The organism is Streptomyces sp. SID1328 (assembly GCF_009865595.1).
Taxonomy (GTDB): domain Bacteria; phylum Actinomycetota; class Actinomycetes; order Streptomycetales; family Streptomycetaceae; genus Streptomyces; species Streptomyces griseoluteus.
In genome coordinates this window covers 1-12,579 of record NZ_WWKH01000526.1, presented here as the reverse complement: position 1 = coordinate 12,579, position 12,579 = coordinate 1, and the positions used below count along the sequence as shown (strand labels likewise).

The 12,579-nt window shown below is 74.0% G+C and carries 13 protein-coding genes and 1 pseudogene; 8 read left to right on the top strand and 6 right to left on the bottom strand.

The features are described 5' to 3' along the window. The 8 genes from GT030_RS16680 to lgt form a co-directional block, all read left to right on the top strand. A partial coding sequence (locus tag GT030_RS16680; RefSeq protein WP_161201776.1) for a TIGR02234 family membrane protein occupies window positions 1–510 on the top strand: 510 nt, incomplete at its 5' end. A gap of 169 nt (window positions 511–679) precedes the next feature. After that, window positions 680–937, top strand: a complete 258-nt coding sequence (locus tag GT030_RS16675; RefSeq protein WP_161201775.1) for an HGxxPAAW family protein — start codon at window positions 680–682, stop codon at window positions 935–937. Window positions 938–1,076: 139 nt separating this feature from the next. Then, window positions 1,077–1,475, top strand: a complete 399-nt coding sequence (locus GT030_RS16670; RefSeq protein WP_161201778.1) for a DUF2752 domain-containing protein — start codon at window positions 1,077–1,079, stop codon at window positions 1,473–1,475. A 132-nt stretch (window positions 1,476–1,607) separates the two neighbouring features. Continuing rightward, window positions 1,608–2,417: an indole-3-glycerol phosphate synthase TrpC gene (trpC, locus tag GT030_RS16665; RefSeq protein ID WP_161201774.1), complete on the top strand. Its 810-nt coding sequence runs from the start codon at window positions 1,608–1,610 to the stop codon at window positions 2,415–2,417. Window positions 2,418–2,750: 333 nt separating this feature from the next. Further along, window positions 2,751–4,037, top strand: coding sequence for a tryptophan synthase subunit beta (gene trpB, locus GT030_RS16655; RefSeq protein ID WP_161201772.1), 1,287 nt, complete (start codon window positions 2,751–2,753; stop codon window positions 4,035–4,037). Beyond that, the gene (trpA, locus tag GT030_RS16650) at window positions 4,034–4,852 is read left to right on the top strand and encodes a tryptophan synthase subunit alpha (protein WP_161201771.1); all 819 of its coding nucleotides are present in this window, start codon (window positions 4,034–4,036) and stop codon (window positions 4,850–4,852) included. The genes trpB and trpA overlap by 4 nt, the downstream gene beginning before the upstream one ends. Before the next feature lie 81 nt (window positions 4,853–4,933). Beyond that, window positions 4,934–5,710 (top strand): thioredoxin domain-containing protein, encoded by a 777-nt coding sequence (locus GT030_RS16645; RefSeq protein WP_161201770.1) that lies wholly within the window; start codon window positions 4,934–4,936, stop codon window positions 5,708–5,710. 84 nt (window positions 5,711–5,794) lie between these two features. Continuing rightward, window positions 5,795–6,817, top strand: a complete 1,023-nt coding sequence (gene lgt / locus GT030_RS16640; protein WP_161201769.1) for a prolipoprotein diacylglyceryl transferase — start codon at window positions 5,795–5,797, stop codon at window positions 6,815–6,817. A 60-nt stretch (window positions 6,818–6,877) separates the two neighbouring features. On the opposite strand, the gene GT030_RS16635 is transcribed toward lgt, so the two are convergent. The 6 genes and pseudogenes from GT030_RS16635 to GT030_RS16610 form a co-directional block, all read right to left on the bottom strand. Next, window positions 6,878–7,684: a CoA ester lyase gene (locus GT030_RS16635; protein ID WP_161201768.1), complete on the bottom strand. Its 807-nt coding sequence runs from the start codon at window positions 7,682–7,684 to the stop codon at window positions 6,878–6,880. Continuing rightward, window positions 7,681–8,895: a CoA transferase gene (locus GT030_RS16630; protein ID WP_202460172.1), complete on the bottom strand. Its 1,215-nt coding sequence runs from the start codon at window positions 8,893–8,895 to the stop codon at window positions 7,681–7,683. The genes GT030_RS16635 and GT030_RS16630 overlap by 4 nt, the downstream gene beginning before the upstream one ends. Next, window positions 8,892–9,785: a ribokinase gene (rbsK, locus tag GT030_RS16625; RefSeq protein WP_161201767.1), complete on the bottom strand. Its 894-nt coding sequence runs from the start codon at window positions 9,783–9,785 to the stop codon at window positions 8,892–8,894. Before rbsK ends, GT030_RS16630 begins: the two co-directional genes overlap by 4 nt. Then, the gene (locus tag GT030_RS16620; protein WP_161201766.1) at window positions 9,782–11,146 is read right to left on the bottom strand and encodes an ADP-ribosylglycohydrolase family protein; all 1,365 of its coding nucleotides are present in this window, start codon (window positions 11,144–11,146) and stop codon (window positions 9,782–9,784) included. The genes rbsK and GT030_RS16620 overlap by 4 nt, the downstream gene beginning before the upstream one ends. Continuing rightward, window positions 11,134–12,318: an ADP-ribosylglycohydrolase family protein gene (locus GT030_RS16615; RefSeq protein ID WP_161201765.1), complete on the bottom strand. Its 1,185-nt coding sequence runs from the start codon at window positions 12,316–12,318 to the stop codon at window positions 11,134–11,136. Before GT030_RS16615 ends, GT030_RS16620 begins: the two co-directional genes overlap by 13 nt. A gap of 7 nt (window positions 12,319–12,325) precedes the next feature. Then, a pseudogene (locus tag GT030_RS16610) lies at window positions 12,326–12,579 on the bottom strand (ADP-ribosylglycohydrolase family protein); the annotation flags it as partial.

Sequence of the window (12,579 nt, the reverse complement as noted above, 5' to 3'; positions counted from 1 at the left end):
CGGCAGCGCTGGGCCGAGGGGACCGCCACCGTCGCCGGCGGCAACTTCCCGCTGACCGCCACGGGCAGCGACGTCACCGGCGTCCCCGCCGCTCTCGCCGTCGTGGGCCTCGCCGCGCTGGTCGCCGTGTTCGCGGTGCGGCGGGCGGGCCGGTTCGCCGTCGCCGCGCTGCTCACGCTCTCCGGCGCGGGCATCGTCGCCGCCGCGCTCGCCGGGGTCGCGGACGGCTCCGCGCTGGACGAGAAGGCGGCCGCCACCACCGGCGACACCTCGGCCACCGTCCAGGCCCTCAGCCACACCGCCTGGCCCTACGCCGCCGCCGCCGGAGGCGTGCTGATCCTGCTCGCCGGGCTCCTCGCGCTGCGTTACGGCCCCCGCTGGCCCGCCATGTCCGGCCGCTACGAGCGCGGCACGGACCGCCCCCGGCGCAGCCCCCGCCCGGTCGACCCGGAGCGTCCGGAGGAGATCTGGAAGGCCCTGGACCGGGGCGAGGACCCCACCGGCGCCTGAAGCTCCGCCCGAGTGTGGGCAAACAGACTCCCACCCCCGCGTCGGTCGTGGGTGGGCGTACGGGAGAATGGACCCCGAGCGACCCGGCTCGGACAGTGACGGGCGGGCTCGGACCGTACGACCCGTACGGCATGAAACTCGACACGTACACAGCAACGAGGAGCAAGTCATGGCGGGCAGCAGCCACGGTCACACCCCGGCCGCCTGGACCGGTGTCATCATCGCCTTCATCGGTTTCTGCGTCTCGGGCGCCTTCATCGTGATGGCCCAGCCCGTCGGCTTCTGGGCCGGCATGGTCGTCGTGGCCCTCGGCGGTGTCGTGGGCGGGATCATGCGCGCCATGGGCCTCGGCATGCCGAAGGAGAACGCCGCCCCGGTCCGCCCTACCGCCGCGGCCAGCCGTGAGCCGGTCGCCGCGGAGAGCTGAGCGAAGCACCCGTGGAGGGGCGCCCCAAAGCCGTACGGACGGCTCGGGGGCGCCCCTTCGCGCGTCCGCGGCGGGGCCACGGCAGAATGCCGGGGTGAACGCCGACAGCGGTGCCCCGCCCTTCGCCCCGCCCGCCCGGATGCCGCTGTGGCGGCGCCTGGCGGCCCCGGCGGGAGTGCTCGCGGCCGTGGCCGGAGCCTTCGCCTACGTCGGCACGGTCGACCCCAACCAGCCCGGCCACTACCCCGTCTGCCCGCTGTACGCGCTGACCGGGCTGTACTGCCCCGGCTGCGGCGGACTGCGCAGCGCGCACGCCTTCGTGCACGGCGACCTCCTCGGCGCCCTGCACGACAACGCGGCCGCAGTCGCCGCCTACCTGGCCTTCGCCGTGCTGTGGACCCTCTGGGCGGTCCGGGCCGCGCGGGGCCTGCCGGTGCGCCTGGTCCTCGACCGCACCCCGCTGTGGGTCCTCGGCTCCGCGCTGCTGCTCTTCACCCTCGTCCGGAACCTGCCGTTCGGTGGCCTGATCCGTCCTTGATCAACAAGGAATGTCCAGGTAATGGGACCGGCGCCCGCCGGATGCGAGGCCTGGCGGTTCCTCCGGATACCATCGCAGTGACCTGGGTTTTCGGACCCGCCCCAGACCAACCGCTGAAAGGGGGCCGCTCGCGTGAGCGTGCTCGACGAGATCATCGACGGAGTCCGGGCCGACCTCGCGGAGCGGCAGGCCCGCGTCAGCCTCGACGAGCTCAAGGAGCGCGCGGCGCAGGCCCCGGCCGCCAAGGACGGCGTGGCCGCCCTCAAGGGCGACGGCGTCAAGGTCATCTGCGAGGTCAAGCGCTCCAGCCCGTCCAAGGGCGCGCTGGCCGCCATCGCCGACCCCGCCGCCCTGGCCGCCGACTACGAGGCGGGCGGCGCCGCCGTCATCTCCGTCCTCACCGAGCAGCGCCGCTTCGGCGGCTCGCTGGCCGACCTGGAGGCCGTCCGCGCCCGCGTCGACATCCCGGTGCTGCGCAAGGACTTCATCGTCACCTCGTACCAGCTCTGGGAGGCCCGCGCGTACGGCGCCGACCTGGCGCTGCTCATCGTGGCCGCGCTGGAGCAGCCCGCGCTGGAGTCGCTGATCGAGCGCGCCGTCTCCATCGGGCTGACCCCGCTGGTCGAGGTGCACGACGAGGACGAGATCGAGCGTGCCGTGGACGCGGGCGCCAGGATCATCGGTGTGAACGCCCGCAACCTGAAGACCCTGGAGGTCGACCGGGGCACCTTCGAGCGGATCGCCCCGGAGATCCCCGACGAGCTGGTCAAGGTCGCGGAGTCCGGTGTACGCGGCCCGCACGACCTGATCGCCTACGCCAACGCGGGCGCCGACGCCGTCCTGGTCGGCGAGTCCCTGGTCACCGGCCGCGACCCCAAGACCGCGGTGGCCGACCTGGTGGCCGCGGGCGAGCACCCCGCACTCCGGCACGGCCGCGGCTGATCCCCCGGTAGGCTTGACCCCGATGACTCCCACCCTGACCACCACCGTGGACCGCCATGCCCGCCTCGCGCGCGGCTGCCGTCCCCGCGGCTGCCGTGCCCCGGCCCGCCGCGTCCACGGCCGCAGGGTGAGGTACCACATCGGGGCCGAGCCCGGGCAAGTGAACGGCAGACGATGGCAGCAGCCGACCCACAGGGGTGCGGGGCACCCTTCGATTCTGCGGCTCCGCCGCGTGGCCACGACAAGCCACTGACGGCCCGCAGTCAACGAACAACTCCCCGCCCCCACGGCGATCAGTGTCGATTTCACACGCACTCACCGTGAGGTACTGGCATGCCCAGCAACAACTACTTCTTCCCTGACCCGGAGGGCCAAGTCCCCACCGTTCAGGGCTACTTCGGCGCATTCGGCGGCAAGTTCATCCCGGAGGCCCTGGTCGCCGCGGTGGACGAGGTCGCCGTCGAGTACGACAAGGCCAAGGCGGACCCGGAGTTCGCCCGCGAGCTGAACGACCTCCTGGTCGACTACACCGGCCGCCCCAGCTCACTCACCGAGGTTCCCAGGTTCGCCGGACACGCCGGTGGCGCCCGCGTGTTCCTCAAGCGCGAGGACCTGAACCACACCGGCTCCCACAAGATCAACAACGTCCTCGGCCAGGCCCTCCTCACCAAGCGGATGGGCAAGACCCGGGTCATCGCGGAGACCGGCGCCGGCCAGCACGGCGTCGCCACCGCCACCGCCTGCGCCCTCTTCGGCCTCGACTGCACCATCTACATGGGCGAGATCGACACCGAGCGCCAGGCCCTCAACGTGGCCCGGATGCGCATGCTCGGCGCCGAGGTCGTGGCCGTGAAGTCCGGCAGCCGCACCCTGAAGGACGCCATCAACGAGGCGTTCCGCGACTGGGTCGCCAACGTCGACCACACCCACTACCTCTTCGGCACGGTCGCCGGCCCGCACCCCTTCCCGGCGATGGTCCGCGACTTCCACCGCGTCATCGGCGTCGAGGCCCGCCGCCAGATCCTCGAGCGCGCCGGGCGCCTGCCCGACGCCGCCATCGCCTGCGTCGGCGGCGGCTCCAACGCGATCGGCCTCTTCCACGCCTTCATCCCCGACGCGGACGTGCGCCTGATCGGCTGCGAGCCCGCCGGGCACGGCATCGACACCGGCGAGCACGCGGCCACCCTGACCGCGGGCGAGCCCGGCATCCTGCACGGCTCCCGCTCCTACGTCCTCCAGGACGACGAGGGCCAGATCACCGAGCCGTACTCCATCTCGGCCGGGCTGGACTACCCCGGCATCGGCCCCGAGCACTCCTACCTCAAGGACTCCGGCCGGGGCGAGTACCGCGCGGTCACCGACGACGCCGCCATGCAGGCGCTGCGCCTGCTGTCGCGCACCGAGGGCATCATCCCGGCCATCGAGAGCGCCCACGCGCTGGCCGGCGCCCTGGAGGTCGGCAAGGAACTGGGCCCGGACGGGCTGATCGTCGTCAACCTCTCCGGACGCGGCGACAAGGACATGGACACCGCCGCCCGGTACTTCGGGCTCTACGACACCGACGCCGAGGTCGCGGCCGACGAGGCCCACACCGCCGAGATCGAGGGGGACGCCAAGTGAGCGGCAACATCAACCTGCTGTCGGACACCCTCGCCGCCGCGAAGGCCGAGGACCGCGCCGCGCTCATCGCCTACCTCCCGGCCGGGTTCCCGACGGTGGACGGCGGCATCGAGGCGATCAAGGCCGCCTTCGACGGCGGCGCCGACGTCGTCGAGGTCGGCCTGCCGCACAGTGACCCGGTGCTCGACGGCCCGGTCATCCAGACCGCCGACGACATCGCGCTGCGCGGCGGGGTACGGATCGCGGATGTCATGCGCACGGTCCGCGAGGCCCACGCGGCCACCGGCAAGCCGGTGCTCGTGATGACCTACTGGAACCCCATCGACCGCTACGGCGTCGAGCGGTTCACCGCCGAGCTGGCCGAGGCGGGCGGCGCGGGCTGCATCCTGCCCGACCTGCCCGTGCAGGAGGCCGCGCTGTGGCGCGAGCACGCCGGGAAGCACGGTCTCGCCACCGTCTTCGTCGTCGCCCCCAGCAGCCGGGACGCCCGGCTCGCCGAGATCACCGCGGCGGGCAGCGGCTTCGTCTACGCGGCCTCGCTGATGGGTGTCACCGGCACCCGTGAGTCCGTCGGCGCGCAGGCCGAGGACCTGGTGACACGCACCCGCGCCACCCGCTCCGACCTGCCCGTCTGTGTCGGCCTCGGCGTCTCCGACGCGGCCCAGGCCGCCGAGGTGGCCGCCTTCGCCGACGGCGTCATCGTCGGCTCGGCCTTCGTCAAGCGCATGCTGGACGCCCCCGACGACGCCTCCGGTGTCGACGCCGTCCGCGCGCTCGCCGCCGACCTGGCGAAGGGCGTACGCCGGGGCGCCTGATCCCGGTCGCTCCACGTCACTCGAACGGGTGGACCTCCGGTCGGGGAGGCGCAATGCGTCTCCCCGGTTCGTTCAGGGGGTGTGAGCGAGAAGAACCGTGACGGAAAGCGCGACGCCCGCCAGCGCCTGGCCGCCGAGCGCGAGAAGCAGAAGTCCGCCGAGAAGCGCCGGCGCGCGCTGATCGTCGGCGTCAGTGTCGTCGGCGTGCTGGGCCTCGCCGCGGTGATCGGGGTCATCGCGGCCAACGCGGGCAAGGACAAAGGCAGCAAGAACGCGGGCCCGGTCGTGGCCCCCTCCGGCGCCCAGGGCAAGGACAGCCTGGCGATCCCGGTCGGCAAGGAGGGCGCCAGGTCCACGCTCACGGTCTGGGAGGACTTCCGCTGCCCCGCCTGCCAGGTCTTCGAGACGCGGTACCGCTCCACGCTGCACGAGCTGACCGACGCGGGCAAGCTCCGGGTCGAGTACCACCTGGTCCGGCTGATCGACGGCAACACGGGCGGCACCGGCTCGCTGCACTCGGCCAACGCGGCGGCTTGCGCCCAGGACGCCGGCAAGTTCCGCGACTTCCACGACGTGCTGTACGAGAACCAGCCCCCGGAGACCGACGACGCCTTCGCGGACAACGGCAAGCTGATCGACCTCGCGGGCAAGGTGAAGGGCCTCGACACGCCCACGTTCCGCGCGTGTGTCAACGACGGCACCCACAACACCTGGGTGGACCGCTCCCAGAAGGCGTTCGCCTCCGGCGGCTTCAGCGGCACGCCGACCGTGCTGTTCGGCGGCAAGAACATCTACCAGGACCAGTCCATGACCCCCGAGAAGCTCAAGGAGATGGTGGAGAGCGCCGACCGCGGATGAGGGTTTTTCTCACCTCCCCGTTATGCACCCGTAGCCCGGCCGCACGGCGACCGTACGGCCCGGCACGGTAGCGTCGGTCCTGCCATGGAACTTGCCTACATTCCCAGTCCCTCGCGCGGGGTGCTGTACCTCGGCCCCATCCCGCTGCGCGGTTACGCCTTCTGCATCATCATCGGCGTCTTCGTCGCCGTCTGGCTCGGCAACAAGCGCTGGATCGCGCGGGGCGGCCGTCCCGGCACGGTCGCCGACATCGCGGTGTGGGCCGTGCCCTTCGGCCTCGTCGGCGGCCGGCTCTACCACGTGATCACGGACTACGAGCTGTACTTCAGTCCGGGCCGCGACTGGGTGGACGCCTTCAAGGTGTGGGAGGGGGGCCTCGGTATCTGGGGCGCCATCGCCCTCGGCGCGCTCGGTGCCTGGATCGGCGCACGCCGCCGGGGCGTGGCCATGCCCGCCTACGCCGACGCCGTCGCCCCCGGCATCGCCTTCGCGCAGGCCATCGGCCGCTGGGGCAACTGGTTCAACCAGGAGCTGTACGGCCACGAGACCCACCTGCCCTGGGCCCTGCACATCACCTCCTCCGAGGGCGGCCGGGTGCCGGGCTACTACCACCCGACCTTCCTCTACGAGTCGCTGTGGTGCGTGGGCGTCGGCTTCCTGGTCATCTGGGCCGACCGCCGCTTCAAGCTGGGCCACGGCCGCGCCTTCGCGCTGTACGTCGCCGCGTACTGCACGGGCCGCGCGTGGATCGAGTACATGCGGGTGGACGACGCCCACCACATCCTGGGTGTCCGGCTGAACGTCTGGACCGCCGTCGTGGTGTTCCTGCTCGCGGTGACCTACCTGGTGCTCTCCGCCCGGCGCCGTCCGGGCCGGGAGGCGGTCGTCGAGCCGGGTGCCTCCGACGATCCGGATGCCGGTGAGGCAGAGGCGGACGCGGGTGACGGGGGGACCAAGGCCGAGGCCGAGGACACGAAGGCCGACGTGACCGAGGCGGAGAAGGCCGAGAAGGCTGAACCCGAGTCCGAGCCCGAGCCGGAGACCGAGTCCGGGCCCGATGCCAAGGCCGGGATCAAGGACACCGCCGACTCCGGCAAGAAGGGCTGACGCCGGCCCCGTACGCAGCCGAAGGGCGCCCGGAACTCCACCGGGCGCCCTTCGGCGTGTTCAGGCCCCGCCCGCCATCGACAGGATGCGCTGCGCCTGCGCCACCGCCGCCGCGTCGATGAAGCGGCCGTCCGGGAGGGCGAGGGCGCCCTGCTCGGCGGCCGCCGCCTTCAGCACCGTCTCCGCCTCCGCCACCTCCTCCGGGGTGGGGAGGTAGGCCCGCGCGATCACAGGGAGCTGGCGGGGATGGATCGCCGCTCGGCCCACGAAGCCCAGCGCGCGGCCGTGGGCGCAGGACGCGGCGAGCCCGTCCAGGTCCCGTACGTCGGGGTGCACCGACTGGGGCGGCGGGGCGAGGCCCGCCGCGCGGGCGGCCACCACCACTCGGGAGCGGCACCAGTCCAGGCCCGCGTCGGCCCGTACCCCGAGGTCGGAGCGGAGGTCGGCCTCGCCGAGGGAGAGGCCGCGCAGCGAGGGGTGGGCGGTGGCGATGGCGTAGGCGTGCTCGATGGCGAGGGCGGACTCCAGCAGGGCGTACAGCGGGAGCGCGGTCGCCTCGGCGGTACGGCGGATCTGCTCCGGCACCCCCACCTTGGGCAGCCGCAGCCCGGAGACGCCCGGCAGTGCGGCCAGGGCGGCGAGGTCGGCCGCCGCCCAGGGCCCGCCGGGGCCGTTGACGCGGACGTGGACCGGGACCGGCTGGGGGTCCGCGAGCCGCTCGGCGGTGGCCGCGCGGGCGTACTCCTTGCGGTCCGGGGCGACCGCGTCCTCCAGGTCGATCACCACCACGTCGGCGCCCGCCGCAAGCGCCTTGTCCACCACACGCGGCCGGTCGCCGGGGACGTAGAGCCAGGTCAGCGGGGTCACAGCGCCCCCTCCTCGCGCAGCGCGCCGATCTCGGCGGGGCCGAGGCCCAGCTCGGTGAGGACCGCGTCGGTGTCGGCACCGTGCCCGCGCCCGGCCCAGCGGATCGCGCCGGGGGTCGCGGAGAGCCGGAAGAGCACGTTCTGCATGCGCAGCGGGCCGAGGTCGGGGTCGGCCACGGTGGTGACCGTGTCCAGCGCCAGGTACTGCGGGTCCTCGAACACGTCCCGGACGTCCTGCACCGGGGCGATCGCCGCCTCCGCCTTTTCGAAGGCGGCCAGCACCTCGTCGCGGGGGCGGGCGGCGATCCAGTCGCCGACCGCCTCGTCCAGTTCGTCGGCGTGCGCGGCCCGCTGCACACCGGTGGCGAACCAGGGCTCGTCGATCAGCTCCGGGCGGCCCACCAGGCGCATCACCCGTTCCGCCACCGACTGCGCGGAGGTGGAGACCGCGACCCAGCTGCCGTCCAGGGTGCGGTAGGTGTTGCGCGGGGCGTTGTTCGCGGACCGGTTGCCGGTGCGCTCCTGGACGTAGCCGAGCTGGTCGTACCAGGTCGGCTGGGGGCCCAGCACCGCGAGCATCGGCTCGATGATGGCCATGTCCACCACCTGCCCGGCGCCGGTCTGCTGCCGGGCGGCCAGCGCGGTGAGCACGGCGTAGGAGGTGGCCAGGGCGGCGACGGAGTCCGCGAGCCCGAAGGGCGGCAGGGTCGGGGGCGCCTCCGGCTCGCCGGTGAGGGCGGCGAAGCCGCTCATCGCCTCGGCCAGCGTGCCGAAGCCCGGCCGGTGCGCGTACGGGCCGAACTGGCCGAAGGCGGTGACCCGTGCCAGCACCAGCCGGGGGTTGGCCGCCGACAGCTCCGGCCAGCCCAGGTCCCACTTCTCCAGGGTGCCGGGACGGAAGTTCTCGATCACCACGTCGGCGGTGGCGGCGAGCCTCAGCAGGGTGTCCCGGCCGCCGGGGCGGGACAGGTCCAGGGTGATGGTCCGCTTGTTGCGGCCGAGCATCTTCCACCACAGGCCGATGCCGTCCTTGGCCGGGCCGTGCCCGCGGGACGGGTCGGGCCGCAGCGGATGCTCCACCTTGATCACTTCGGCACCGAAGTCACCGAGCATGGTGGCGGCCAGCGGACCGGCGAACAGGGTGGCCAGATCCAGCACCCGCAGGCCGTCCAGCGGCGGGCGGGTGGCGTCTTCGGGGCGGTCGGCGCTCATGCGGTGTACTGCGCCTCGATCTCGGGGCGGTACGGCATCGACGCCGACGCGCCCTCCCGCTGCACCGACAGCGCGGCCGCGGCCGCCGCCCAGGACAGCGCCTCCCGCAGCGGCTTCTCCTCGGCGACGGCGACCGCGTACGCCCCGGCGAAGGTGTCCCCCGCGCCGGTGGAGTCGATCGCGGCGACCTGATGCGCGGGCACCGCGAGCGGCTCCGTGTCGCGGGACACGTACAGCACGCCCGCCTCGCCCAGGGTGAGAACCACCTCCGGGACCAGGTCGAGCAGGCCGACGGCCGCGTCGAGGGGGTCGGTGCGCCCGGTGAGGGTGACGGCCTCGTACTCGTTGGGCACCAGCACGTCGGTCACGCTCAGCAGCTCCTCCGGCAGCGGCTGGGCGGGGGAGGGGGTGAGGACCGTACGGACGCCGTGGCGCCGGGCGGCCTCCGCGCCCGCGATCACGGCCGGGAGCGGTACTTCGAGCTGGAGCAGCAGGGCGTCGGCGGAGGCGATCAGGCCCTCGTCGCCGGGGGAGAGGTGGTCGACGGTGCCGTTGGCGCCGGGGACGACGACGATGGCGTTGTTGCCCTCGTCGTCCACCACGATGTGCGCGGTGCCGGACGGGCCCTCCACCGTACGGAGGAAGTCGGTGTCCACACCGGAGTGTTCGAGGTTGTCGCGGAGCCGGACGCCGTACGCGTCGTTGCCGACCGCGCCGATCAGCGACACCGTGGCGCCCGCGCGGGCGGCGGCCATCGCCTGGTTGGCGCCCTTGCCGCCGGGGACGGTGCGGAACTCCCGGCCGGTGACGGTCTCGCCGCGCTGCGGGGCCCGGGCGACATAGGTGACGAGGTCCATGTTCGTGCTGCCGAGCACGACGATGTGGGTCATGGGCGGGTCGCCTCCAGGTGGGTGAGTCGGGCGAGGGTGTCGAAACCGGTGCCGTCGAAGTCGGCGACCGTGCTGGCGAGCCGGTTCTTCAGCGGGGCCCGCCAGCGCTCGGGCAGCGCGTCGGGGGCGCCCGCCAGGAGGCCCGCGACGCAGCCGGCGGCGGCGCCGTTGGAGTCGGTGTCCCATCCGCCCGACACCGCCCGGCAGACCGAGCCGGTGAAGTCGCCGTCGGCGTGGGTGAGGGCGGCGGCGGTCAGGGCGGTGTTGGGCAGGGCGTGCACCCAGTGGTGGCCGGGGCCGTGCAGGGCGTGCAGGGCGTCCACCACGTCGTCGAAGTCCTCGTGCTCCTCGGCCAGTCGCACGGCGTGGTTCACGGCGCGGGCCAGCCGGGAGGCGGGCGGGACCACCGTGAGGCCGGTGCGCAGACAGGCGTGCACGTCCTGGGTGCCGGTGGCTGCGGCGGCGATGACGGCGGCCGCGAACATCGCCGCGTGCACGCCGGCGGAGGTGTGGGTGAGGACCGCGTCCCGGTGTGCCTGCGCGGCTGCCGCCCCCGGATCGCCCGCGTTGGTCCAGCCGTGCACGTCGGCCCGGATCAGGGCGCCGATCCACTCCCGGAACGGGTTGCGGAACCGGGCGGTGTGCGGGGGCTCGACCCCGGCGAGGAGGTTGCGCAGGGCGATGCGCTCGGCGGTGAAGGCGCGGCCGGGCGGGAGTTCGTCCAGCCAGAGCCGGGCCACGTCGTCGGTGGTGAAGGCGCGGCCGTGGCGGCGGAGCAGCAGCAGGCCCAGGAGGGGGTAGTTGAGGTCGTCGTCCTCCGGCATGCCGTCGATGTTCTCGGCCAGCGAGGTCGGGGCGGAGCGGCGGTTCCAGGGGTGCCGGGCGAGCAGGTCCCCGGGCACGCCCTTCGCGGTGAACCACGTGGTCAGCGGCCAGTTGCCGGTGGCGCGGGCCAGCTCCCGGATACCGTCCAGCGGGAGCTTCTCCACCGGCTTGCCGAGCAGGCAGCCGACGGCCCGGCCCAGCCAGGCGGCCTCCAGCGCGTCCGGCGCGGGGGCGGTGCGCAGGGCGGGGGAGGCGGGCCAGTCGGGGCACAGGGCCGTGATCCGGTCCAGCGCGGTCGGCTCCAGCTCGGCCAAGTCGCTGGGCAGCTCGGCCAGTTCGTCCAGCAGGTCCTCGGCCAGCAGCCGCAGGTAGCGGGAGACGGGCTCCGGTGAGGCTCCGGCGCGCTCGGGGGCGTCCGCGCCGCCCGCCGCGCGCCAGCGCGCCTCGATCCGGGTGGCGTTGCGGCCGTCCAGGCGCGCCTGGCGCAGCTCGTGGCCGACCAGGTCCTCGGGCTGCACCCAGGTCAGTCGCAGCATGCCCGGCCTCCCAGCGCGGCGAACGCCCGCTCGTGCGCCCGGCGCCGTTCGGTGTCCCGGACGAAGACCTCGCGGGCGACCTCGGTCAGTTCGCGGGCCGGGGCCCACAGGTCCAGGCGGCTCGCCTCCGCGACCGTCTTCGCCCACTCCTCGGGCACCGGCGAGCCGAGCGCGCCCGCGAGAGCGCCGGCCATGGTGGCGATCGAGTCGCAGTCCCGTCCGTAGTTGACCGCGCCGAGTACCGCGTGCCGCAGATCGCCGCCGGCGACCACCAGCATGCCGAGCGCGACGGGCAGTTCCTCGATCGAGTGCAGCCGGGAGGGACGGCGGGCGCCGAGCGAGGGGGCGCGGTAGTCGGGGCCGACGGTGTCGTACGGGGCGACCGCCTGGCGCAGGGGGAGCAGCGCCGACTCGAAGTCGCCGTGCCTGGCGGCCGCTTCGCAGACCTTCTCGATGGCCTCGCGGGTGCCGTCCTTGGCCAGCGCCAGGCAGGCGGCCACCACCGAGTCCGGGGTCGCTCCCGGCGCGCAGGCCGCGGCCACGGCGGCCGCGAACACCCCGGCCGCCTCCCGGCCGTACGACGACTGGTGGGCGCCGGCGACGTCCAGCGCCTCGGCGTAGGCGCCCGCCGGGTTGGCCGCGTTGACCAGGCCGACCGGGGCCATGTACATCGCCGCACCGCAGTTGACGATGTTGCCGGTGCCCGCCTCGCGCGGATCCACGTGCCCGTACGCGATCCGGGCCACCAGCCACTTCTCCGCGAGGAAGATCCGCTGCAGCGGCAGCGCCTCCGCCTCCAGCTCGGGAATCCAGCGCGGCTCGGTCATCAGGTCCGGCACCAGGTGCTCCGCGACGGCGTACGCGTCGAGGTGGTCCCGGACGCGGGCGTAGACCCGGATCAGCGCGTGCGTCATGAGGGTGTCGTCGGTGACGTGTCCGTCACCCTTGTGGTACGGCGCGATCGGGCGGGCGGTGCGCCAGTCGTCGCCGTTCCAGGGGCCGACGATCCCGTGCACCCGGCCGCCGTGGCGCTCCACGATCTGGTCCGGGCTGTAGCCCTCCACCGGTCCGCCGAGCGCGTCGCCCACGGCGGCTCCGAGCAGGGCGCCGGTGATCCGTTCGTCCAGACCGATTGCACCGGAATTTGAGATTTCATCACTTTTCGGCGTCATGCCCGCATCATCCCCCTGCTCGGGTCCGTTGGGTGGCTTCCAGCAGCCCGGCGAGTTCCACCAGATCGGTGCCGGTCAGCCGGGGCAGCGCGCAGCCGGACAGGGTCCTGCAGGACTGCCGCCACGCCTCCGGTACGCACTCCCCGCCGCCCAGCGCCCCGCAGAGCGCCCCGGCGAGCGCGGGCGCGGAGTCCGCGACGCGGGAGAGGCAGGCGGCGGCCGGTACCGTCTCCGCGATCCGCCCGGCCGCCGCGAGGGTCA

Excerpts from the sequence above, each read along its gene's own strand:
- GT030_RS16675 (WP_161201775.1), top strand. The coding sequence starts at position 680 with ATGGCGGGCAGCAGCCACGGTCACACCCCGGCCGCCTGGACCGGTGTC.
- GT030_RS16670 (WP_161201778.1), top strand. The coding sequence starts at position 1,077 with ATGCCGCTGTGGCGGCGCCTGGCGGCCCCGGCGGGAGTGCTCGCGGCC.
- trpB (WP_161201772.1), top strand. The coding sequence starts at position 2,751 with ATGCCCAGCAACAACTACTTCTTCCCTGACCCGGAGGGCCAAGTCCCC.
- lgt (WP_161201769.1), top strand. The coding sequence starts at position 5,795 with ATGGAACTTGCCTACATTCCCAGTCCCTCGCGCGGGGTGCTGTACCTC.
- GT030_RS16630 (WP_202460172.1), bottom strand. The coding sequence starts at position 8,895 with ATGAGCGCCGACCGCCCCGAAGACGCCACCCGCCCGCCGCTGGACGGC.
- rbsK (WP_161201767.1), bottom strand. The coding sequence starts at position 9,785 with ATGACCCACATCGTCGTGCTCGGCAGCACGAACATGGACCTCGTCACC.
- GT030_RS16620 (WP_161201766.1), bottom strand. The coding sequence starts at position 11,146 with ATGCTGCGACTGACCTGGGTGCAGCCCGAGGACCTGGTCGGCCACGAG.
- GT030_RS16615 (WP_161201765.1), bottom strand. The coding sequence starts at position 12,318 with ATGACGCCGAAAAGTGATGAAATCTCAAATTCCGGTGCAATCGGTCTG.